Annotated in this window: 17 protein-coding genes; 9 read left to right on the top strand and 8 right to left on the bottom strand. The window is 51.0% G+C overall.

Annotation, left to right across the window (positions count from 1 at the left end; genetic code table 11):
- Positions 1–245 precede the first annotated feature (245 nt).
- The 3 genes from MJ611_RS01525 to MJ611_RS01515 all read left to right on the top strand — a co-directional run bounded on the left by MJ611_RS01525 (position 246) and on the right by MJ611_RS01515 (position 5,566).
- Positions 246–1,403, top strand: a complete 1,158-nt coding sequence (locus MJ611_RS01525; protein ID WP_250427590.1) for a trans-sulfuration enzyme family protein — start codon at positions 246–248, stop codon at positions 1,401–1,403.
- 224 nt (positions 1,404–1,627) lie between these two features.
- On the top strand, positions 1,628–5,032 hold the full coding sequence (locus MJ611_RS01520) for a T9SS-dependent choice-of-anchor J family protein (protein WP_250427589.1): 3,405 nt from the start codon (positions 1,628–1,630) through the stop codon (positions 5,030–5,032).
- Positions 5,033–5,176: 144 nt separating this feature from the next.
- Complete coding sequence (locus tag MJ611_RS01515; protein ID WP_250427588.1) at positions 5,177–5,566, top strand: hypothetical protein; 390 nt, start codon at positions 5,177–5,179, stop codon at positions 5,564–5,566.
- A gap of 77 nt (positions 5,567–5,643) precedes the next feature.
- Here MJ611_RS01515 and ggt read toward each other — a convergent pair whose 3' ends face one another.
- A complete protein-coding gene (ggt, locus tag MJ611_RS01510) occupies positions 5,644–7,377 on the bottom strand; it encodes a gamma-glutamyltransferase (protein WP_377495614.1) in 1,734 nt (577 codons plus the stop codon).
- 87 nt (positions 7,378–7,464) lie between these two features.
- Entirely contained in the window at positions 7,465–9,579 is a 2,115-nt protein-coding gene (locus MJ611_RS01505; protein WP_250427587.1) for a carboxy terminal-processing peptidase, read from the bottom strand.
- 311 nt (positions 9,580–9,890) lie between these two features.
- Here MJ611_RS01505 and MJ611_RS01500 point away from each other — a divergent pair, with 311 nt between their 5' ends.
- Both MJ611_RS01500 and MJ611_RS01495 read left to right on the top strand, forming a co-directional pair.
- Entirely contained in the window at positions 9,891–10,124 is a 234-nt protein-coding gene (locus MJ611_RS01500) for a DUF2383 domain-containing protein (RefSeq protein ID WP_250427586.1), read from the top strand.
- 239 nt (positions 10,125–10,363) lie between these two features.
- Positions 10,364–10,921 (top strand): arylesterase, encoded by a 558-nt coding sequence (locus tag MJ611_RS01495; RefSeq protein WP_250427585.1) that lies wholly within the window; start codon positions 10,364–10,366, stop codon positions 10,919–10,921.
- A 60-nt stretch (positions 10,922–10,981) separates the two neighbouring features.
- On the opposite strand, the gene MJ611_RS01490 is transcribed toward MJ611_RS01495, so the two are convergent.
- The 4 genes from MJ611_RS01490 to MJ611_RS01475 all read right to left on the bottom strand — a co-directional run bounded on the left by MJ611_RS01490 (position 10,982) and on the right by MJ611_RS01475 (position 14,248).
- Positions 10,982–11,593 (bottom strand): DUF4142 domain-containing protein, encoded by a 612-nt coding sequence (locus tag MJ611_RS01490; RefSeq protein WP_250427584.1) that lies wholly within the window; start codon positions 11,591–11,593, stop codon positions 10,982–10,984.
- Positions 11,594–11,754: 161 nt separating this feature from the next.
- Positions 11,755–12,291 carry a hypothetical protein gene (locus MJ611_RS01485; RefSeq protein ID WP_250428757.1) on the bottom strand — a complete coding sequence of 179 codons (537 nt, stop codon included), beginning with the start codon at positions 12,289–12,291 and terminating at the stop codon, positions 11,755–11,757.
- 226 nt (positions 12,292–12,517) lie between these two features.
- Positions 12,518–13,624, bottom strand: a complete 1,107-nt coding sequence (locus MJ611_RS01480; RefSeq protein WP_250427583.1) for a S1 family peptidase — start codon at positions 13,622–13,624, stop codon at positions 12,518–12,520.
- 51 nt (positions 13,625–13,675) lie between these two features.
- Positions 13,676–14,248: an RNA polymerase sigma factor gene (locus MJ611_RS01475; protein ID WP_250427582.1), complete on the bottom strand. Its 573-nt coding sequence runs from the start codon at positions 14,246–14,248 to the stop codon at positions 13,676–13,678.
- Positions 14,249–14,394: 146 nt separating this feature from the next.
- Between MJ611_RS01475 and MJ611_RS01470 the strand changes: the two genes are divergently transcribed.
- Positions 14,395–14,598 (top strand): hypothetical protein, encoded by a 204-nt coding sequence (locus MJ611_RS01470; protein ID WP_250427581.1) that lies wholly within the window; start codon positions 14,395–14,397, stop codon positions 14,596–14,598.
- Positions 14,599–14,800: 202 nt separating this feature from the next.
- On the opposite strand, the gene MJ611_RS01465 is transcribed toward MJ611_RS01470, so the two are convergent.
- Complete coding sequence (locus MJ611_RS01465) at positions 14,801–15,988, bottom strand: proline dehydrogenase family protein (protein WP_250427580.1); 1,188 nt, start codon at positions 15,986–15,988, stop codon at positions 14,801–14,803.
- A gap of 169 nt (positions 15,989–16,157) precedes the next feature.
- Between MJ611_RS01465 and MJ611_RS01460 the strand changes: the two genes are divergently transcribed.
- Positions 16,158–17,249: a bifunctional 3-deoxy-7-phosphoheptulonate synthase/chorismate mutase type II gene (locus tag MJ611_RS01460; RefSeq protein ID WP_250427579.1), complete on the top strand. Its 1,092-nt coding sequence runs from the start codon at positions 16,158–16,160 to the stop codon at positions 17,247–17,249.
- A gap of 66 nt (positions 17,250–17,315) precedes the next feature.
- Here MJ611_RS01460 and MJ611_RS01455 read toward each other — a convergent pair whose 3' ends face one another.
- A complete protein-coding gene (locus tag MJ611_RS01455) occupies positions 17,316–20,021 on the bottom strand; it encodes a cation-translocating P-type ATPase (protein ID WP_250427578.1) in 2,706 nt (901 codons plus the stop codon).
- Positions 20,022–20,346: 325 nt separating this feature from the next.
- On the opposite strand from MJ611_RS01455, the gene aroB reads away from it, so the two are divergent.
- Positions 20,347–21,381, top strand: a complete 1,035-nt coding sequence (gene aroB, locus MJ611_RS01450) for a 3-dehydroquinate synthase (protein WP_250427577.1) — start codon at positions 20,347–20,349, stop codon at positions 21,379–21,381.
- Positions 21,378–22,607 carry a 3-phosphoshikimate 1-carboxyvinyltransferase gene (locus tag MJ611_RS01445; protein WP_250427576.1) on the top strand — a complete coding sequence of 410 codons (1,230 nt, stop codon included), beginning with the start codon at positions 21,378–21,380 and terminating at the stop codon, positions 22,605–22,607. Before aroB ends, MJ611_RS01445 begins: the two co-directional genes overlap by 4 nt.
- Positions 22,608–22,802 lie beyond the last annotated feature (195 nt).

The following is a 22,802-nucleotide window of genomic DNA, read 5'->3' as shown; positions in this document are numbered from 1 at the left end:
AAAAACAGCTGTTAAAATCGATAAAATGTTGATTATATTTTGTTGATAATCAATAAGTTACAATTGATAAGAGAAAAAATTTTCAGGCAAATGAACTGCCTCATAAACAGGTGCTTAGCGAACAGAATTCAGCGCCTGTTTCTGTCGAATCACTAAGTATAAATAACACCAATAGCACTTGAGCACAGGCAAAACATACACCTCAAAATAAGAGTATTAGGGGAGGGAAAGTATACACTACAGGTATGGACATTTCTTACATTCTGAATGAGCTAGGCGAGGACCGGGAGCAGTACTTTAACGCCGTTGCGCCTCCTATTATCCAGACCAGCAATTTTGCATGCAACACAGTAGCCAAGCTGCGCGATATGCTGCAGCACGAGGCGGAAGTGCATTTTTATACCCGTGGCAACAACCCGACAGTTACCATGCTGGAGCAGAAGATCGCGGCGCTGGAAGGAGCCGAGCATGCTATCGCCTTCGGCAGCGGCATTGCGGCGGTATCGGCGGCGGTGCTTTCGCAGGTAAAAGCCGGCGACCACATCGTTTGCGTAAAGAAACCCTATTCCTGGACCAATGCGCTGATGCGTAAATTTCTGCCCCGTTTCGGAGTAGAAGTAACCATGGTAGACGGCACCAATCCGGAGAACTACAGAAATGCCATTCAGCCGAATACCCGGGTTTTATACCTGGAAAGCCCCAATTCCTTTACGTTCGAGCTGCAGGACATTGCCGCCGTGGTGGCCATTGCTCGCGAGCACAGCCTGATCACCATCATCGATAACAGCTTTGCCACGCCGCTGTACCAGCACCCGATCGCGATGGGCGTAGACATAGTAGTACATTCAGCTACCAAGTATATCGGCGGACATTCGGATGTGATGGGAGGCATTATCTGCGCCAAACGGGAGGTGGTGAATAGAATATTCGAAGGAGAGTTTATGACCTTGGGAGCTATACTTTCGCCGCACGATGCCTGGCTGCTGTTGCGCGGGTTGCGTACCTTGCCAGTGCGTATGGAGCGCATAGCGGCTACCACAAGGCAGGTGGTGGCGTACCTGGAGCAGCACCCGAAGGTAGAGCAGATCCTGTTCCCTTTTATACCTTCACATCCGCAGTATGAACTGGCCAGAAAGCAGATGCGCAACAACACAGGCCAGTTCTCCATTGTTTTAAAAACAAATCAGATCGAGCAGGTGGACCTGTTCTGCGACAGCCTGCAGCACTTTTTAATGGCAGCCTCCTGGGGCGGGCACGAGTCGCTGATCTACCCGGTGTCGGCTTCCTATTCCTCAGGCAACTATAAATCCTCGCTGCCTTTCAACCTGATTCGTTTTTACATTGGCCTGGAAGAATCGGATTATCTCATCAAAGATCTGGAGCAGGCTTTTGCCAAAATCTGATTTACTCCCGGCTTTTAAGTGCAGAGTTTATACTTGTACCCAATCGGGTATAAAGTATAAATATTTACTATATTTAATGATTTCATAATATAAGATTACCTACATCTTTGTAGCTTTGTGCATGCATTCCTACGCTATCGTTTGTATGCCCGAAGCAGATGTAACCCAGCACGTTGTGCTTCGATCTTTCCTGAAAATCAATTCCAAATTAATAACCCGTACGTATGTTTAAACATTTACAAAAGCGTTTTGCGCTTGTGGTGCTTGGCTCATGCCTTTTTGGCAGCAGCAGTGCATGGGCGCAATCAAACCCGCAGCCGCAGAGCCTGCCCTACACCCAGGACTTCTCGGATCTGCCGCATGCTGCCACTGCCTATCCAGATGGCTGGCAGGGATGGTTGCTGAGCACCAGTCCCGGCTCCAGCTTCCGGACAACTGCTCCGACTGCAGACAGAGCCATGCTGGCAAACAGCACCTCCACTACCACCAACGGTGCTGTGCACAACTACAACGGCAAGATCGGCTTCCTGAACAGCGGTAGCGTGGACCTGAGCGTAGCATTTGCCATTAATACCCTGCAGAAATCTACGGTTAACGTGTCTTTCGACATGATGACCCTGCGTAACCCGTACGACGGCGGCACCAATACCCGTATCAACGAGGTGGTGCTGCAGTACCGCATTGGTACCAGCGGCGCTTTCACGAACGTGGAAGGCACCGAATACCGCAACAACGAGGTGAAATTCACGACCAGCGGTAATACCGAACCTCAGAAAGTAGAAACTTTTACTATTACACTGCCGGAAGAAGCGAACAACCAGGAAGTGGTGCAGCTGCGCTGGGCCAGCCGCCAGATCAGCGGCGGTGGCTCCAGACCAAGTTTTGCAGTGGATAACGTGGAGGTGAAGAGCCTGAGCGACAGCAAACAGCCGAGTGTGCTGGTGCCTGCCTCCCTGGCATTCGGCGACGTGGTGCTGAATCAGACAACCGTTACTTCCTACAACCTTACCACGGCTAACGTTACAGGCTCGCTGCAACTGACTGCTACCGGTGGGTTTACGCTGTCGAAAGCAGCGACCACTGGCTTTGCGAGCAGCCTGAGCTTCACTGCCGCCGAGCTGGAGGCTAATCCAACGGTGTATGTACAAGTTACTCCGGCCACTGCTGGCGACCTTACCGGCACTATCACCCACTCCGGAGCTGGCATTGCGCCTGTGGTAACCGAAGTGACAGCTACGGCGGTTAGCCCGTTTGCACAGAACTTCAACAACTGCGGTACTTCGCTTCCAGGCGGCTGGAAAGCCTACAGCGTTGCAGGTGACCAGAACTGGGCCTGCACGACATTTGGCAGAGAAACTGAAGAAAGCCCGCGCAACAGCGCCGTGCAGATAAACGGCTACAGCGGTGGCTCCCGCGATAACCAGGACTGGCTGATCTCGCCGTCGCTGAACCTGACGGACTTTAACATTGCTGCCCTTTCTTTCTGGACCAGAACCGCTTTCAAAGGTCCGGGCATGAAGCTGATGGTTTCTACTAATTACGACGGTGTAAGCGCTCCGGCAACCGCTGCCTGGACTGAGCTGAACGGTGATTTCCCGGCCACGGCTTCGGATGTATGGAAGCAGTCGGTAGTAGACCTTTCTGACTATAAAGGTGCTTCGGTGCATGTTGCCTTTGTTTATACTTCAGAAGCTGTTGTAGACGGTTCTGCCCGCTGGACAGTAGATGATTTCGCTGTAGAGAACGTAAACCAGCTGCTGGTGGTAAGCGACTTCAACTATGACTTTGGTGTAGTGGAAGTGCCAAATGCTTCTGCGCCGCAGGCCTTTACCTTTAAAGCGGCCGGCTTCAACGAGGCACTTACGCTAACGGCTTCTGCCGGCTTCGAACTTTCGAAAGACGGTAGAACTTATACTTCAGCACTTACTTATACTTCAGCCGAAGCTAGTGCACAGAACACCGTTTCTGTTCGCTTCAAGCCAGGCACAACGGCCCTTAAGATTGCCGGCAACATCACCTTTACCAGCGGCGAATTCTCTGTGGTAAAAGGCAGCCTGCTTGGTTCGTCTCTACCGAAGAGCAGCACGCTGGACATTGTGACCTGGAACACCGAATGGTTTGGGGCTGACAAAGACGACAGAGGTGCTGAGCTTGGTCCGGAAGATGAAGAGCTGCAGTTCCAGAACGCCAAAAAACTACTACAGGACCTGAACGCTGATATCTTTGCCTTCCAGGAAGTAGCCAACGACGAAGCCATTGCCAAACTGGTGAGCGAGCTGAACGGCTACGATTTCGTGAAGTCGGATGTGACGTCTTATTCATGGGACCCAAGCCGCAACCTGGTGCCGCAGAAACTGGTGATCGCCTACAAAAAGGACGTGGTGAAGATCAAGAGCCAGAAGGTACTGCTGCAGAAACTGTATAACGATGTAATTGCCGGTACTGCTACACTGCCAAACTACCCAAGCTCACAGACCAGCTTCTGGGCCAGCGGCCGTCTGCCATACATGGTAGAAGTGGAAGCTACCATGAACGGCGTAACGCAGCGCCTGCACCTGGTTAACCTGCACACCAGAGCCAATTCAGGCACGAACGTGGCGCCTTACAACCAGCGCAAGTATGACATCCAGGTATTGAAAGATAGCCTTACAGCGCAATACCCGGACATCAACCTGGTGATGATGGGCGACATGAACGACGACGTGGATGTATCGGTGGTAAACAATTTGCCGTCTACGCTGGCGCCGTTTGTAGTAGACAACAACTACAGAGCCCTGACCTATGATTTGAGTGTGGCTGGTCAGTATACCTATGCTTCCGGTTCTTTCAGAAGCTTCCTCGACCACATCATCATTTCCAAGTCTCTGAACGATGAGTATGTAGAGGAGTCTATCCAGATCGAGAACGGTTTGGTAAACAGCATCCCGAGCTACAGAGCGACTACTTCCGACCATGCACCGGTTTCGGCCCGTTTCAGCTTTACCGGTACACCTGCCGTTACGTTCTCTGAAGCTTATGTAGCCAAAGCAGAAGACGCGGGTACTTTCTCTGTGAACCTGACATTGTCTGAGCCACAGGCGAAGCCACACACGGTATATTTTACGGTAGAAGAGAATGCGACAGCAACTGCCGCTGACTACAGTACAGTGCCTGCTGCTGCTAACAACGTTTTCATGGTAACCATACCAGCCAACGCTACTACCACTTCTTTTGATGTGACACTGGTAGATGACAAACTGGTAGAGCCAACCGAGCAGGTAACGTTCTCGATCAATGGCGTGAGCACGGATCTGGGTATCGGCGCTGCACGTAACTTCACGCTGGCCATCCGTGAGAACGACATCCCGGTAGGTGTTGCCAACGGTCAGGAGCTGGCTTTCCGTGTGTACCCTAACCCGACACGCGGTAACAACGCCAACCTGATGTTGCCTGAGACGATCAGCACCCTCGAAACTATCTCACTGACTGTTCTGACATCAGAAGGCAACAAGTTATTTGAGCTAACGGGCGATCAGCAGAGCGTGCAGGAGCAACTGAACGCACGTACGGCTACCCTGCGCAACGGCATGTACATCCTGAAGATGGTTGCAGGCAACGAAGTATACCAGACCCGCATGGTGAAGAACTAATCTATAGAATTTATACTTTGAAAACGGCCTGCCATACTTGTGGCAGGCCGTTTTGCTTTTACTGGTTTTTATACTTGATGAGCGATGTAAGTATAACCTGTTACAGAAGTATGCGGTAAAGGAAAAAGGACAAAAGAGAACGCTATGACAGACAAACCGCATATCATCAACAACATACATGCTGCTACCCTGATCGGGGCAGGACTGGCTGGTTACTTCCTGAACAAGAGCAGACCAAAAACAGCGCTTATACCACCGGCTGTGGGAGGTTCGCTGCTGCTTTTAAGTAATGGCCTGAAGAAAGGAAACAAATCCGTAGCACATGCTGCTGTGGTGGCAACTGCTGCTTTGATGGCACAGACCACCCGCATGTTCCTGCAGGCCGCCATGCCGGACGAGGAAACAACCGCTAAACTCGGAAAAGAGGCCCTGCAACGTCGCTCGCTGCTCTTCGGCCTGATGAGCGCCACCGGGCTGGCTGCCGTGAGCATTTATGTAGCAGGCTTTATCGAAAAGCGAAGAAGAGGCTATTAAGATCAGAAACAAAGTATAAACCAAAGAGGCGCAGCTATAGTAGCTGCGCCTCTTTGGTTTAAAGTATAAAGTATAGCTTAGAAGCCCATGGCCACGTCGTCTCCGCGAGGGTCGGCGCCGCCTTCCATGGTGCCATCCGGTCGTACCAGGATGGCATCGATACGGCCAAAGCGGCCACGTTCTTTCAGCTTGTAGCCTTTGCCGGTAAGTATGGCACGCACTTCCTGTGAGATCGCATTGGGTTCGTGCTGTATCTCGTCAGGCAGCCACTGGTGGTGGAAGCGCGGCGCGGCTACTGCTTCCTGCATGGTCATGTCGTGTTCTATCACGTTCAGGATGGCCTGGAAAACCTGTGTGATGATCGTAGAACCACCCGGTGTACCTACTACCATATACAGTTTGTTGTCCTTCTCCACGATGGTCGGGGTCATGGCACTGAGCATGCGCTTGCCTGGTCCAATGGCATTGGCTGCGCCACCAACCAGGCCATACATGTTTGGCACACCCGGTTTCACACTAAAATCGTCCATCTCGTTGTTGAGCAGGAAGCCAGCGTCCTGCACTACTACCTTAGAGCCATAGCTGCCGTTGATGGTGGTGGTCACCGAAACCGCATTACCAGCCTGGTCCACAATGCTGAAATGGGTGGTTTGCTCTGATTCGTGGAAAGCAAACTCTCCGGCTTTCACAGCAGAAGAAGGCGTGGCATGCTCGAGGCTGACATCGGACATTCGGGCCTTCAGGTAATCGGGCTGCAGCAGTTCTTTAACCGGCACCTTTACAAAATCCGGGTCACCCAGGTAGGTAGCGCGGTCGGCGTATACGCGTCTTTCGGCTTCTGTCATTACCTGTATGGTGTTGGGCTGTTGCCAGCCATACTTCTTCAGATCGTAAGGTGCTACCATGTTCAGGAGCTGCAGCAAGGCCACCCCACCGCTGGAAGGCGGTCCCATCGAAATGATCTTGTAATCTTTGTAGGTACCCACTACCGGGGTGCGCCAAACCGAAGTATAGTTTTTCAGATCCTGTTTGGTGATGATGCCGCCGCCTGCCTGCATTTCCTGCACGATCAGGTCTGCTGTTTCGCCGGCGTAAAAGCCGTCGCGGCCTTTGTCGCGGATGCGCTCCAGGGTACGGGCCAGATCAGGGTGGAAGAGCGTGTCACCGGCTTTCCACTCGGTTTGCTTTACCAGGTAAGGCAGGTGCTTGTTATACTTTACAAAGTCTTCTTTATTGTTGTTGAGGCCGGCGGCTTCTTTGGCTGTAAATATAACACCTCGTTTGGCCAGGTCTATGGCTGGCTGCACCACATCACGCCATGGCAACGAGCCCATTTTCTGGTGCAGTTTCACCATGCCGTCTACAGCGCCCGGAACACCGGCTGCCAGGTGCCCCAATTTGCTCAGGTCGTCGATCGGGTTGCCGGCCTCGTCGAGGTACATGTCTTTGTGCGCTGCGCCAGGAGCCATTTCCCGGAAGTCTAAACTGCCTATTTCGCCGGTGTTGTGCCGGTACACCACAAAGCCGCCCCCGCCAATGTTACCAGCTGCCGGAAAGCAGACGGCCAAGGCAAACTGCGTAGCCACGGTGGCATCGTAGGCGTTCCCGCCTTTTCTGAGGATCTCCAGGCCAATACGCGAGGCATCCGGGTAAGCGGAAACCACCATGGCCTTCGAGGCGGTAGTGCCTGTTTTTTGGGCGGCCTTTTCAGGACCCCGGGCACATCCTGTTGCCAGAAACAATACAAGTATAGCCAGCCAGAGACCATTGCTCTGGGCGCGGCCATACTTTAGAAGTAAACTGTGTGTCATGTCAAGTATAAAAGGTGAGGAGGGAAGATACAAAAAACGCCGGTTATGTGTCATAACCGGCGTTCAGAATCAATCAGATTTTATGTTTTACTTCACCTTGATATCGTTGTTGATGGCAGCAACGGCTTCCTCTACATAAATATCCTGCTGAAGCGATTTCATGAATTCTTTGTTTCTGGCAGCTTTGGCAGTGTCGCCGTTGATGGCTTTCAGATCATCGCTCAGGCGCTGTACTTTCAGCACCGGTACTTCCTTCTGAGCTTCTTCCATACGCTTGGCCTCAGCTTCTGCTTTTTTCTCTTCTGCCAGGTAGGTTGTAAGTTTAAGCGAACGAACCGTGTTGTCTGCCTGGCGCTTCAAACGTGCACCACTTTCCTTGATCAGGCTAAAGCTCTTATTGCCTGCAATGCGGGCCCGGCTGCTTGCCTGTACCTGCGGTATGTTCAGAGCACCGTTCATCCACAGTTTGTAACGTGCCGGAGAAATCTCATCAAACGGTAACGGATACTCCTGCTCTTTTTCACCAAACTCAAGGAAGCTGTAGGCATCCGGCAGTTCTACATCCGGTTTCACGCCACGCAGCTGGGTTGTGCCACCGTTAATGCGGTAGAACTTCTGTGTTGTCAGCTTCAGGGCGCCAAATGGTTTATAGGCGTTAAATTGCGCTGGCAGTGCTTCGTCAAGCTCGAAGAACTGCTGTACGGTACCTTTACCAAAGGTAGGCGTACCCATGATCACGGCACGCTTATAGTCTTGCATGGCAGCAGCCAGGATCTCAGATGCGGAGGCACTGTTGGCGTTTACGAGTATAACCAGCGGGCCGCCGTACTGTACCTGCGGATCACGGTCGTCGAGCACCACGGCTTTGCCGGACGCTGTTTTCACCTGTACGATAGGGCCTTGTTCGATAAACAGACCTGCCATTTCCACAGCGTCGCTCAAAGAGCCACCACCGTTATTTCGTAAATCAAGGATCAGGCCCTGCATACCGGCAGCTTTCAGCCTTTCCACCTCTTTTTTCACGTCAGCACCACTGTTGCGGCCGCCTTTGCGCTCAAAATCGGCATAGAAACCAGGTAATTTAATGTAACCGATCTTCTGTTTGTCGTCGATCATGGCAGACTGCGCATAGGTTTCTTCGAACACGATCAGATCGCGGATGATCGGGATCACCTTCGTGCTGCCATCCGGCTTTTTAACCGTCAGGCGTACTTCTGTGCCTTTTTTACCTCTGATCAGCTGAATGGCATCGTCCAGGCGCATGCCTTCCACTACTACCGGTTCGTCGCTGCCCTGGGCTACCTTTACAATGGCGTCGCCTGGCTTCAGGTCACCCTGCATGTAAGATGGGCTACCCGGCACAATCTCCGCTACTTTTATCTGGCCATCCTTCTCCTGAAGCGAAGCCCCTATACCTTCCAGACGGCCTGTAAACTCGATATCAAAGTTCGACTTGTCTTTTGGAGGGAAGTAACCAGTGTGCGGGTCATACACATTGGCAATGGCGTTGATGTAGGTAGAGCGGCGGTCGTCTCGGTTAACTTTATCCAGACGCACGTAAAGGTCATCGTACATTTTAAGTACTTTCTGACGCGCTTCGGCTTCCATCTTCTCGAATGACTTTGTTTCTTTTTTCTCGCCTTTTGCAGCCGCTTTTTCCTGCTCTTCCTGCATGTCAGCCAGGCGCACCAGGGTTTGGTACTTCAGCTGCTTGCGCCATTCTTCTTTCAGCGCGTTCTTGTCTTTGGCATACTTCAGCTTCTCGCCGTCGAGCTCAATGCTTTCTTCTTTTTCGAAATCAAAAGGCTTGGCCAGTATCTCTTTGTAGTACGCCTGCGACTCCTTCGTACGCTTCTCGATCAGATCGGCAGAGGCGTCGAAGAACTCAAAAGAACCTGCTCTTAACTGGTCGTCGAGCGTGGTCTCGTATTTACGCAGCGCAGCTACGTCCGACTCGAGCAGAAACTTTTTATTATAATCCAGCCGCTCAAGGTACAGGTTGAATGCTTTTTTAGAGAAAGCATCGTCTACCTTTTCCGGGCTGTAGTGTCCTGTGCTCAGGCCCTGCATCAGAGCCTTGATCAGTATTTCGTTCTTTCCTTCCGGGGTGCTGTTTTTACTGTAAAGTATAAACGAGCCCGTTAGCAGGACAACAGCAAGTACCGACAGTATGATTTTTATTCTGGTTGTCAAGGATAGCATCTAGTTTATTCAGTTGGACTATAGAATTAATACGCAAAAGTAATGCCGCATATTATCTGGCAGTAAACATCACTCATGCCAGGGTGTAATGTACTATAAAAAGTAATTAAATCACAGCCTGTGGCAGCATGGTATACGTGCGTTGTAACTTATGTACGTGTTAATACTTTGATTATAATAACTGTATAGCTCGTTTTTTCGTTTCCGATACGATAACAAATCTATAACTGTGGAAACTAACAATCAGAGAGCGGTAGATGTTTTGCAGGAACTCACCGAGTTCGTGCACGACCGCATAAAAGGTTATTAGTATGCCGCAAAAGAGTACAAACCCGGTAAACCAGTCGTATTACCGCGAGCTTTCCAACCAGAGCAGAAGCTATTCCATTGAGCTGAACAGCATCATCAGCCGCTATGGTGGCAGCACCGAACGTGACACAACGACAAAGGGCAAATTTTACCGCCAGTTGATGTACTTGAAAGCTACCCTGACCGGTTCTGATGAGGATGCAATCATTGGCTCTAGTTTTTACGGCGAGGAATAGGCACAGAAAGCCTATGCCGATGCCCTGAGCAGCAACGACCTGCCACAGGATATGCGCCAGATTGTAGAGAAGCAGAAAAATGCATCTTTGGCAAAGCTGGAGCGGCTTCGCCAAATGAAAACCACAACAGGAAACCAGTAGGCTTGTTGCCATGTTGATGCAAAAGGGTTACCACAGAAGGTAACCCTTTTGCATTGCATTGAGTTTAGCAATGCCATTGGCAATAAGAGAAGGTAATTATGAAGAATATACTTTTTTTTGGTGACAGTCTGACAGCAGGTTACGGCCTACCGGCGTCACAAGCTTATACTTCCGTAATTGAAAAGCAACTGGAGGAGGGCAGCTATAAGAACTATAAAGTAATAAATGCTGGGCTGAGCGGCGACACAACGGCTGGTGGCGTGCACCGCCTGGACCGCTGGCTGCATCAGCCGATCGATATTTTTGTGCTGGCGCTTGGGGCCAACGACGGGCTGCGGGGCATACCTGCCCGCGAAACCTCCCAAAACCTGCAGGAGATCATTAACAAGGTAAAGCATGCACACCCCGAAACAAAGATCATCCTGGCAGGCATGGAAATACCGGACATTGTGCCGGGGCGTTATGCGGCAGAATTCCGGGTGCTTTTCCGCGAACTGGCCATCAAGAATAACATTGCGTTTATACCCTTCCTGCTGGAAGGCGTAGCGGGTATGCGCCATCTGAACCTGCCGGATGGAGTGCACCCGAACGCAGAAGGACAGAAGATACTGGCCAAACATGTATGGACGGTATTGAAAGACATGCTGGAAGTATAACGGGTTCAAACAAAAAAGGCGGCTCATACTTGAGCCGCCTTTTTTGTTTGCTTTTGCCGCTTAGGTTCTGTTGCGCATGTCCAGGCGGAAACGCATGGCCTCTTCCATCTGTGCCCGCATTTCTTTTAAGTTGTTACGCGCCCAAAGGGTAAAACCTGAGGCGGTCGCCTCTTTTACATCTTTGAGTTTATCGTCGTATTCTTTTACGGCTTCCTGGTGGGCATCCACCACGGTGTCCCAATAGGCTTTGTCAAACTTTTCCGGATCGGTGTCGCGGAGTTCCTGCACACGCTCCATCTGGTCGTTTTCCATGGTTTGCGGCAACGTTACACGGTATTGTTTTGCCAGTTCCTGCAGTTCTTTTTGCCGGGTTGTATAGATGTCTACCATGCGCTGGCCATACTGGCGCACCTGGTCTGAGCTGCCTTTTTCTACGGCAAGTTTGCCAAGCTCCATCTGCAGCATACCTGCGTTGGCTGCAAAGGTCATCAGCTCTTTTTTGTCTTCTGTCAGTGTGGTGTCGGTTGGTGCTGCTACAGCGGTTCCGGTGGTGTCTTCGGTTGTTACCTCGGTGCTGCTCTGTTCTTCGTTAGCTTCGCTGCTTTTATTGTCGCATGCTGTAAAAGCCAGTGCGCTAAGAAAGCAGCAAGATGCTATCCATAGTTTTTTCATAGTCTTATCGGTTATTTTTCCTAAGCATACGAAACTAAGGCAATTTGTTTTCTATTTAGCTCTGCTGGCGTGCCGGCAAGCTGTTTTGAAAAGGTATAAAACAAAAAGGCCTGGTCTGCTTTAGGGCAGGCCAGGCCTTTCTGATTATTTAGAAGCTTCGCTTAGTAGTAAATCTGCTCACCACGATGCTTCTGGAAGTGCTGCTCGAAATAACGGGCATCTTCGGATGTTCTTGGCTTGAAGCCCAAAACAATGTTACCTTCCTTCACACCAGATTCATATACTCTGGCGCGCTCTTCCGGAATACCGGCACCCACCAGTGCTCCGATCAGGCCACCTGTTAAGCCACCAGCACCTGCGCCGGCAAGACCAGCCGCTAACGGGCCAGCCACTACCAGGCCAAGGCCCGGAATAGCAATCGATGTACCGATGGCGGCAACTGCACCCACGATGGCACCTAATGTACCACCAATGGCTGAACCAGCACCTGCGCCTTCCAAAGATTTGTTACCCAGTTCAGTATCTCCCTTTCTGTTAACATCATCGCCGAAGTGACGCTTACGTCCTTCATCTGACATTACCACGTTGATATCGTCTTTGTCGTAACCTCTTGCACGAAGCTCTTCATATGCGCGTTCCGCACTGTCTCTGTCGCGGAACATAGCGGTCATCATGCCTGCATTATCTTTTCTGTCCATCATAGCTTTAAGTTTGTTTTATTAATATGCTTCAGATAAAATTTTGATCATCTAATCTGATTTGCCAATATCCTGGCAGATTAAATATAACGCGAACCATACTGAAGGGTTACGGTAAGGAGTACGCTAAATAGGGAAGAAGCAAAAGTAAAAGGCCCACCTGGAGGGTGGGCCTTAGCTGTATTGGTGAAGTTTATACTTTGTGCTGTTGCAGAAAGCCTGCCGGTTAATTATAAACCTTAACTACAAACACATAATCCTTCATTTTCTTGAGCTGTTGTGTTCTGCTGTTGCCTGCCAATGCATTGCTTTTTGGTAAGGTAAGTGGCAGCATGTTGGCCGTTGCAGCAGGCATATCGGTTATCATTTGCAACAGGTAAGCTGATTTAACGGCAAATGCAGCGCCTTCCTGGCCGGCCTGCTTGCCGCTGATCACCCCAATGATGTTGCCCTTGTCGTCGAGCAAGGGACCGCCGCTGTTGCCCGGGTTAAGCGGAATGGAGATCTGGTAAGAAGTCGTATCCCCTTCGAAACCGGAGGCAGAGCTAAGCGAGCCTTCGCCGAAAACGATGTCTTCACGCGGGTAACCCAAAGTATAAACGCGCTCTCCCAGGTCAGATGGGTTGGTTTTGAACGTATAAGGAAGCTTGCCAAAACCGCCGAAAGAAGGGTCGTCCACTTTCAGGATGCTTAAGTCGTGCTCCTGGCTGCGGTATACTTCTTTTACTTTATACTTGAGGCCGGCTTTGTTTTCTATCAGCACAGAATCGGCACCTTCGGTAACGTGCGAGCTGGTTACAATGTAGCCGTCAGCAGAAACGGCAAAGCCGGTGCCGCTAAAACGTGCCGGGCGGGGTGCCACAGCAGCAGCCTCCGCATTGCTGATTCCTTTTATGATGGCTCTTTGCTCTTGCTTGATCTTCTCCATTTCGCGGCGAAGCTCAATGTAGCGGGCAGTTTGCTGGCGAACCGGCGCTTTCAGCTGTTGTACGCTCCAGAGCGTGCCGAATACAGATAGCAACGATACACTGGCTGCCACGGCAACAGTTTGTGCATGGCGTTTCCAGAATACCTGCCATGGCGCTGGTGTAGCCGTAACCTTAATGGGTTCTGCTTCTGCCTCCATTTCGGCATGGATGCGGTTGAGTTGTTGCTTCAGCGATTTACGCTGGCCATACTGGTGCATGGCTTTCAGCAACTGCTCGTGTTCGCGCACCTTCTCGGCCAAGCGCAGATCGGTGTTTATCAGCGCTTCAAACGCTGCTTTTTCCTCTGCCGCCATTCCTCCGCTGAGATAGCGCTCAATTTGCCCGTAAATGCCGTAATTAAACATCTCTTTTCTCCTTAACCTTTCACAAGGTGTATTTTACTATGGTTATCTGCCTTATACTTCTGGTTTATAGGCAGCAAAAAATATCTTTTTTAAGCGTTGCAGGCACTTATACTTCTGGTTCTTGGCTGTGTCGGTGTTGGTATAGCCAAACTTCTCGGTTATGTCCTGCATGTTCTGAGTCCGGAAATAATAATCTTCCAGCAGCGAGCGGCAGGGTTCTCCTAACTGCGACAAAGCATCTGCCATTACATTGAACTGCCGCTCGTTTTCCTCGTGCCGGGGTATATCTTCTTCCAGCCCCAGGAAATTATCAGAGTCCTCAACCTTTACCATGTAACGGCCTTTTTCGGCAAGCTTTTTCAGCCAAAGCCTTCTGCAAACCGAGTACAGGTATGTTTTGATCTGGCAGGTCAGCTCCAGGCTATTGTCCCGGATCTTCTCATAGAACACGATCACGCCTTCCTGGTAAATGTCCTTGGCCTCGTCTTCGGTTCCGTTGTTGTTCAGAATAAAATGAGAGATCATCGGGAAATAGAGTTTGTACAGGTGCGCTAATGCCCTGTTGTCATCATTCCGGATGCCATCCACTATCGCCTCATCCGTCTCATACAAACTCTTCTTCATTCCGTTCTTGTTTTAATACCGGGAGATGTGTTTTGTAACCCGCTGAAAATTATTTTTTATTTTTTTTAAAATGCCGGGTTACCTATTTCGGTTTTCGGTATGAACGTTCAAAATCGAAATCAAAACACTTAATCACAAACACAAAAATGAAAAATTTATTCAAATTCGCTTTCGTTGCTTTCGCTCTTACTGCTTTCACTGCTTGCAACAACGAGCCAGCTGCAACTGAAACTGAGGCTACTACAACTGAAGAAACTACTGTAACTGAAGAAACTACAGTTGACACTGCTGCTACTGCTCCAGTAGACACTACTGCTGCTGCTGCTGACACTGCTGCTTCTGCTCAGTAATTAGATTCAGAACTACAGCATTAAGATTATAGTTCTAAAAGCACACACAAGCGCCCTGCACCTGTTGCAGGGCGCTTGTGTTTTATAAGCCCGACCTGCAACTTAAGTAAGTATACACTTTACTACAGCAGGAAACAGCCAGCAGGTATAAATAATAAAGGCAGCCCTAACAGCTGCCTTTATTATTTATACCTGGTAGTGCTTATCGTTTTGCCTTTTTGCGGCGCTCCATTTCTTTTCTGATCAGGGTAAACTCGCGGCTGCTCTGGCCGGCAATGGCGGTGTTTTCGTTTGCACGGCGCAGCAGGTACGGCATTACGGCCTCTACCGGACCATACGGTACATACTTGGCCACATTGTAACCGGCATGCGACAGGTTGTAAGACAGGTTATCGCTCATGCCAAACAGTTGGGCAAAGTATACGCGCTCGTCGTTAGGGGCAATTCCTTTTTCGTCCATCAACTCCATCAGCAGGTAACAGCTGTTGTCGTTGTGCGTACCGGCGCAAATGGCGATTCTGTCAATATGATCCATGCAGAAGCGCAGGGCATTGTCGAAAAGGTCATCCGAAGCATTCTTGTTCGGGTTGATCGGGCTGGCATACCCCTGGTCCTGGGCACGCTTGCGCTCTTTTTCCATGTAAGCGCCCCGCACCAGTTTGCCACCCAGGTAGTAGCCGCGCTCCAGAGCGTTCTGGTAATCGCGTTTGATCACGTCGAGGCGGTCGTGGCGGTAAAGTTGGTAAGTATTGTAGACGATGGCTTTCTCTTTGTTGTAGAGCTCCATCATCTCGTAGGTCAGGTTATCAATGGTTTCCTGGATCCAGCTTTCCTCGGCATCTACAAATACGCGCACATTATAGTCATAACAACGCTTGCAGATCGCATTCACGCGGTCGCGGCCACGCTCGAAAGCAGCCCGCTCGTTAGCCGAAAGCTCCTGGCGCGACTGTACTTTTTCCAGTAATTTGATATCGATCAGGCCGGTTACTTTGAACACCGAGAACGGAATATGCGGGTTGCCTTTGGCCTTATCTACGGTGCGGAGCAGTTCGTCGCGGGTAGCGTCGAAGCTCTTCTCGTTGCCTTCACCTTCAACCGAGTAATCCAGGATGGTGCCGATGTTATACTTTGCCAGTTCCTGAATGGCGCGCTCCGATTCTTCTATCGTTTCGCCACCACAAAAATGATTGAAGATGGTGGGCTTGATGATGAACTTAACCGGCAGGTGCAGGCTAAGCGCTGTATTCAGCAAACTTCCTCCTACTTTCACAAACGTGTTGCTGTTCATAGACTTGAACAACAAATACATCTTGTAAAGCTCAGTGTCTGATTTAGAAGAGAAGGCGACAGCGGTGTCGTCGAATGATACGTTGGTAACCGGGTTCATGTAAGTCGTATTTGCACTGCAAAGATAGTGTATCGGCTAAAGTTAACAACCATATTACGGCATAGTTATAGGATAAATCAGCCGGCAGAAATGCCTGGCAGGTATAATAAACTCCTGCACATACTTTGCTGTTGTATTTGGGTTAACTTTGCAACAAGTTTATCAGGTAATGAAATTCAATACAAAAGATACTTATTTCTCAGACCTGCTCTCGGAACGCGGTAAGCCACTGGTTATTGCCGGGCCCTGCAGTGCGGAAAGCGAGGCACAGGTAATGCAAACAGCAGAGGCCCTGCAGCAACAGCACGTGCACCTGTTTCGGGCCGGTATCTGGAAGCCACGCTCAAGGCCAAACTCTTTTGAAGGCATCGGGCTGGAGGGGCTGCAATGGCTGGGCCGCGTAAAGCGCGAACTGGGCCTGCGCGTAACCACAGAAGTGGCCAACACCCGGCATGTGGAAGAAGCCCTGAAACAAGGCATTGATGTGCTCTGGATAGGAGCCCGCACCACTGTAAACCCTTTTGCCGTGCAGGAAATTGCCGATGCCCTGCAGGGGGCCAAGGTGCCGGTCATGGTTAAAAACCCGGTTAACCCGGACCTGGCACTATGGATCGGGTCGATCGAGCGCATTTACAATTCCGGCATCACCGATGTGGCGGCCATTCACCGGGGTTTTTCTTCTTACCAGAAAACAAAGTATAGAAATGCACCGGTCTGGCAGATACCGATCGAGCTGAAAGCGCAGTATCAGGGTTTGCCGGTTATCGTGGATCCAAGCCACATAGCCGGTAACCGCGACCTGATCTTCCCGGTGTCTCAGAAAGCCCTGGACCTTGGGTATGATGGTGTGATGATCGAAACGCACCCGACGCCTGAGTTTGCCCTGAGCGATGCCGAACAGCAGGTAACCCCGGCTAGGCTGGCCGAAATTCTGAGTAACCTACAGGTGCGTAAAACCAACTACGACGACGCCGAACTGGTAAACCGTGCCGAAGAGCTGCGCCTGCAGATCGATGCGGCTGACCATGAGATAATCGCCGCGTTGGCTAAGCGCATGGCGCTGGTAGAGCAGATCGGGGAGTATAAAAAACTCAACAACGTGCAGGTGCTGCAACTCGAGCGCTGGAAAGAGATCTTTAAGACACGTGCCGACTGGGCATCTGAAGTTGGTATAAACCCGACCTTTGTCGAAGAGCTTTACAAACTGATTCACGTGGAATCCATCCGGAAACAGACGGAAGTGATGAAGAAAGAAGTATAAAACAAAAGGAGAAGCTAGCTGAGCTTCTCCTTTTGTTTTATACTTCCCTGGAGGCGTTGGTTTATACTATGCTCTTGCTGCAACCGCTTTCTCATTGGTTTTCCGGTTGAGCCGGCTCTCGGCAAACACTACCAGGAACATCAGCAGCCCGGCTGCAAGCGAGATTGCCAGGTCCTGTAAACTCAGTGGCTCTAATCCGAAGAACGTTTCAAGGAATGGGGTATAAATGGCGACCAGCTGCAGCAAAAATGTAAGTGTGGCCATCATTACAAACAAAGGATTAGACTTGTAGGAGAAAGGGGAATGACCATACGCTCTCAGGCCAATGGCATTGCCTATCTGCATGAAGCCGATGGTGGCGAAGATCATGGTCTGCCAGCTTGTATCTTCCGGGTTGGCCCGATCAAAGTAATATGCTCCTATTCCTAGCGTAACGGCGGCAATCAGAAGGCCGGTCCAGGAAACGTACACCAGATCGCTTTTCGTTAATACAGACTGCTCCGGGTGGCGGGGAGGCCGCTCCATGGTATCTGCTTCGGCAGGTTCCGTGCCCAGGCCTAAGCCCATCAAGCCGTCGGTAAGCAGGTTGAGCCAGAGGAGTTGCAACGGACTTAACGCAATAGGTATCCCGATCAGAGGCGCACATAACATCACCAGCACCTTGCCCAGGTTACCTCCCAGTGAAAACTTAATGAACCGGATCAGGTTGTCGTAAATCACACGGCCTTCTTCTACGGCGGCTACTATGGTGGCAAAATTGTCGTCTAGCAATACCATGTCGGAGGCTTCTTTGGCTACATCGGTACCCGTGATGCCCATGGCCACCCCGATGTCGGCTGTTTTCAGAGCAGGGGAGTCGTTTACGCCATCGCCGGTCATGGCTACTACTTCGCCTTTATGCTGTAGCTTTTCCACGATGCGCAGTTTATCTTCCGGCGATACACGGGCATAAATAGATACCCGCGACACGACCTCCTCGAGTTCCGCCTCCGACATGTCGTTCAGCATCTCGCCGGTAACGGCTTCGGCGTTATCTGTAATGTGCAGCTCTTTGGCAATGGCGGCAGCTGTCAGGGGGTGGTCGCCTGTTATCATGATCGGCCGGATGCCGGCTGTACGGCAAGTGGCAACCGCTGACTTTACGGCTGCCCGGGGCGGGTCAATGATCCCCATCATACCCACAAAAGTTAGCTTTTCTTCCAGAGATCTGCCGTTGTTATGAGGCTCCTGAAGCTCCCGGTAAGCAATACCCAGCACCCGCATTCCGTTCTGGGCAAACTGGTTGTTTACCTGGAGCAACCTGTCGTGCCACTCGGGGGTCATCTGCTCTGTACGGCCGTCCAGCCATACCTGGTCCGAAATCTTCAGCAAACTATCGACAGCGCCCTTGGTGCAGGCAATATAGCCAGAGCGGGAAAAATGTCTGAGCGCAGGAAGCTGCGAACCATCACCTGCTATCTGGTGCACAGTGGTCATGCGTTTGCGGGTAGAGTCGAAGGGCTCTTCGTGGACGCGCGGCAGTTGCTTCTCCAGCGCTTCCTTCTGCAAACCGGCGCGGCTGGCAGCCAGCAACAGGGCACCCTCTGTCGGGTCGCCGATCACCTGTAGCTCCTCGCCGTCGCTGGCTTTTAAAACACTGTCGTTGCACAGCATTCCGATAATAAGCGCCACCGCAGCTTTTTCAGGTACTGCTATACGTCCCTGTTGGTCTGCGTTGGCTGTAAAATCAATCTCTTCGTCGGGCAGGCCAATGGCAGTGACTGTCATCCGGTTTTCGGTCAGGGTACCGGTTTTGTCAGAGCAGATGATCGTAACAGAGCCTAATGTTTCAACGGCAGGAAGCTTGCGCATCAGGGCATGGCGTTTCAGCATGCGTTGCGCCCCGATAGCCAGCGTAATGGTAACTACGGCCGGTAAGCCCTCCGGCACCACGGCAACTGCAAGGCTCACGGCGGTAAGGAACATCTCATCCAGCGGCTCACCTATCAACAGCCCGATAACCATCATTAAGGCAGCTGCCACAAAACCAAGTATGGCCAGTAGTTTCCCAAGCTGGTCAAGCTGCTGTTGCAGCGGAGTTTGCTTGGATTCCACCTCCTGCAGCAGGTCTGCGATCTTGCCCAGCTCGGTTTTCATGCCGGTGCCGACCACTACGGCAGCACCGCGCCCATAGGCGACGTTTGTGCCCATGTAAAGCATGTTCTTGCGGTCGCCGAGGGGCAGGTTATCTTCAGAGAATGCTCCGGTTTCTTTTTCTACCGCCTCCGACTCGCCGGTGAGGGCGGCCTCCTGTACACGTAGGTTCGCGCTTTCCAGTACCCGCATATCGGCAGGTACTACGTTGCCGGCTTCCAGCAGCACCACATCGCCCGGAACCAGATCACGCGCCGATAGTTCCTGCACCTGCCCGTTGCGGCGGGCTCTGATGGTAGGCACCACCATACGCTTCAGTGCGGCCATCGCTTTTTCGGCCCGATATTCCTGCACAAATCCCAGTACTCCGAACAGCACCACAATGGCCAAAATGGCGATCGTCTCAATGTTTTTTCCTAAGAAAGCGGATATGATGGCGGCCACAATCAGGATCAGCACCATGGTTTGGGTGAACTGTTCCCAAAGCATCCGGAGCGGGCTTTTGCCGCCACGTTCCTGCAGTTCGTTGTAGCCATATTGTTTCAGACGGTCACCAGCATCATCGTTGCTGATGCCCTTTTCTGACGAGTTCAGGCTTTTAAGAACTTCGTTGACAGGTTGTGTATGCCAGCTACTCATTGCTTATCGGGTTAGAATTGGTTTTTATAGCGTATATCGGATCATGCGTAGTATCTTATGATAGCCGCAGCGTAAGGTATAGCACGTTGATTATAAGATTTATAGTTCATTGGTAACTATATTGTTACGATTAAGTTTGAATTTGATTATGATCCGGAAGGCTTGCCTTGGGAAATAACTTTGCTGCAGGCGGCCTCATCGCGTATCTTTGTATGTAAGTGAAAACTGCAGAGAAGAGATTATACCCGATGCTGCCTTCACCAAAATCAATTTAAGAGGATATAGCGTTTGCTTCCTGAGACGTGAGCGAACGTAAACTGAAAGCATGAATACCGTACACATTGGCGCGGATGCCCTGCCCCAACTTGCCGAACTCCTGCAGAACCGCGCGTTCAGCAAAATAGCCGTGCTGGTAGATGAAAATACCCTGCACCATTGCTATCCGCAGCTGAAACCATACTTGCCTGAGCATGAACTTATACAGATACAAAGCGGCGAGGAGCACAAAACGCTGCAAACCTGCGAATATATCTGGCAGCGCATGACCGAACTGAACCTGGACCGCTGGTCGGTGTTGGTGAACCTGGGCGGCGGCGTGATCGGCGACATGGGTGGCTTTTGTGCAGCGTTGTTCAAGCGTGGTTTATACTTTGTGCAGGTGCCTACTACGCTCCTGGCGCAGGTGGATGCGAGTGTAGGTGGCAAAACCGGTGTAGATTTCCACGGGCTCAAGAACCACATCGGTGTATACCAGGAACCGCAGGCAGTGTTTATTGATCCAGCGTTTTTACAAACGCTATCCCCACGTCAGGTTAAATCCGGGTATGCCGAGATCATCAAGCATTGGCTCATCTCCGATGTGGAGGCTTCCCGGACACAACGTCATATCGGGCTCTTAACAGAAGATTGGGAAGAACTCATCCGCCATTCAGTAAGTATAAAATCTGCCGTGGTGGAAGCAGATCCGTTGGAGGGTGGCTATCGCAAAGTGCTCAATTTCGGCCATACCGTTGGCCATGCGGTGGAAAGTTACCTGTTGGAGCAACCCGGACGGGAATTGCTGCACGGCGAGGCCATTGCTGTAGGTATGTTGTGCGAAGCTTATTTGTCGGTGAAGCACGAGCTGCTCACGCAGGAGGAACTGGACAAGATCGAAACGTTTCTGGTGTCGGTGTACGAGAAGGTGCGGTTAAGTGAAGATGAGATCAGAACGATCGCACAGCTCGCCCTGCAGGATAAAAAGAACACGCGCTCTACCATCAATTGTACGCTGTTAAACGGTATAGGCAAAGCAGTATACGACCAACCCATTACCTTACAGGAAATTCAGGAATCACTACGTTACTACCAGTTGCTATGACAAACACCGTTACCCTCTCGCATCCAACAGGAGTCCTGAATGGAAGTATAAAACTGCCGGCTTCTAAAAGCGAGGCCAACCGCGCGCTCATCATTGCGGCGCTGTCGGGCCAAGAATCGGAGCTGCATAATTTATCTGAAGCAAACGATACCCAGCTGCTGCAACGCCTGCTGAAAAGCAACGATGAAACGATAGACGCCGAAGACGCCGGCACGGTAATGCGCTTCTTAACAGCTTACTATGCCGTAACAGGGCAGCAAAAAACACTCACCGGCACCGAACGCATGTGCCAGCGGCCCATCAAAGTGCTGGTAGAAGCCTTGCGCGAACTGGGCGCTAGTATAGATTACCTCAGAGAAGAAGGATACCCTCCGCTGAAGATCAACGGCTTTCAGGGGAATGGCAACAACAAACTAAGCGTACGCAGCGACATCAGCAGCCAGTACATCTCAGCCCTGCTGATGATTGCGCCGATGCTGCCGGAAGGCATGGTGCTGGAGCTGGAAGGAAAGATCAGCTCAAGACCATACATCGAGATGACGCTCTCGCTGATGAAACATTTCGGGGTTGAGGCGACTTTTGAGGAAAATACCATCACAGTGCCGCACCAGCAGTACAAAGCAGCCTCGTTTACGGTAGAATCGGATTGGTCGGCGGCAAGCTACTGGTACAGTATGGTGGCACTGGCCCGGGAAGCAGACATCACCCTGCTCGGTCTGAGAGAAAACTCCTACCAGGGCGATAAGGCTATTGTCGACATTATGGACCGGCTGGGCGTTTATACTGCCTTTACTGAAGAAGGCGTGAGGCTGACAAAAAAGCACCAGGAGAAGTCCCTGCTTTATGATTTTTCAAACTGCCCGGACCTGGCACAGACGATCGTTGCCCTTTGCACCGGACTTGGGGTAACGCTGGAAATGACCGGTGTGGAAAGCCTGCGCATCAAAGAAACGGACCGTATACAGGCCCTGCAGATCGAGGTGCTGGGGATGAATACTTCGCTGGAAGAAATCACGCCGGGCGTGTTCCGCATGAAACCAGGCTTGCTCAACAAGCACGAGCTTTGCTTCCGCACGTACCAGGACCACCGCATGGCCATGGCCTTTGCCCCTTTGGCATTGCTTGCACCGGTGCAGATCCAGGAGCCCAGCGTGGTGCGTAAATCTTATCCGCGTTTCTGGGAAGACCTGGAGAAGGTGGGGTTTAGTGTAATTACGAATGAATAATTATGAATTACATTTCTTTAAACTCAACATGTCGCAAGTTTAGCGGCAGCGTAACTTGTGACGGAGTATGAGGCAAGTTTGGAACTTGCTTTCTGCGATAGCAGAAAAGTATACGTTTGCATATGTATACTTCCGAATTTGTTACCCAAAGTATAACTTTAGTCTCCGCAGCCTTTGCTTCTCCGAAGCAAAGCA

Source organism: Pontibacter ruber (assembly GCF_023630205.1).
Classification (GTDB): Bacteria; Bacteroidota; Bacteroidia; order Cytophagales; family Hymenobacteraceae; genus Pontibacter; species Pontibacter ruber.
This window is presented reverse-complemented; position numbering and strand designations above follow the sequence as displayed.

Coding starts and splice junctions, on each gene's coding strand:
- MJ611_RS01525 (WP_250427590.1), top strand. CDS start 246: ATGGACATTTCTTACATTCTGAATGAGCTAGGCGAGGACCGGGAGCAG.
- MJ611_RS01520 (WP_250427589.1), top strand. CDS start 1,628: ATGTTTAAACATTTACAAAAGCGTTTTGCGCTTGTGGTGCTTGGCTCA.
- MJ611_RS01515 (WP_250427588.1), top strand. CDS start 5,177: ATGACAGACAAACCGCATATCATCAACAACATACATGCTGCTACCCTG.
- ggt (WP_377495614.1), bottom strand. CDS start 7,377: ATGACACACAGTTTACTTCTAAAGTATGGCCGCGCCCAGAGCAATGGT.
- MJ611_RS01505 (WP_250427587.1), bottom strand. CDS start 9,579: ATGCTATCCTTGACAACCAGAATAAAAATCATACTGTCGGTACTTGCT.
- MJ611_RS01500 (WP_250427586.1), top strand. CDS start 9,891: ATGCCGCAAAAGAGTACAAACCCGGTAAACCAGTCGTATTACCGCGAG.
- MJ611_RS01495 (WP_250427585.1), top strand. CDS start 10,364: ATGAAGAATATACTTTTTTTTGGTGACAGTCTGACAGCAGGTTACGGC.
- MJ611_RS01490 (WP_250427584.1), bottom strand. CDS start 11,593: ATGAAAAAACTATGGATAGCATCTTGCTGCTTTCTTAGCGCACTGGCT.
- MJ611_RS01485 (WP_250428757.1), bottom strand. CDS start 12,291: ATGGACAGAAAAGATAATGCAGGCATGATGACCGCTATGTTCCGCGAC.
- MJ611_RS01480 (WP_250427583.1), bottom strand. CDS start 13,624: ATGTTTAATTACGGCATTTACGGGCAAATTGAGCGCTATCTCAGCGGA.
- MJ611_RS01475 (WP_250427582.1), bottom strand. CDS start 14,248: ATGAAGAAGAGTTTGTATGAGACGGATGAGGCGATAGTGGATGGCATC.
- MJ611_RS01470 (WP_250427581.1), top strand. CDS start 14,395: ATGAAAAATTTATTCAAATTCGCTTTCGTTGCTTTCGCTCTTACTGCT.
- MJ611_RS01465 (WP_250427580.1), bottom strand. CDS start 15,988: ATGAACCCGGTTACCAACGTATCATTCGACGACACCGCTGTCGCCTTC.
- MJ611_RS01460 (WP_250427579.1), top strand. CDS start 16,158: ATGAAATTCAATACAAAAGATACTTATTTCTCAGACCTGCTCTCGGAA.
- MJ611_RS01455 (WP_250427578.1), bottom strand. CDS start 20,021: ATGAGTAGCTGGCATACACAACCTGTCAACGAAGTTCTTAAAAGCCTG.
- aroB (WP_250427577.1), top strand. CDS start 20,347: ATGAATACCGTACACATTGGCGCGGATGCCCTGCCCCAACTTGCCGAA.
- MJ611_RS01445 (WP_250427576.1), top strand. CDS start 21,378: ATGACAAACACCGTTACCCTCTCGCATCCAACAGGAGTCCTGAATGGA.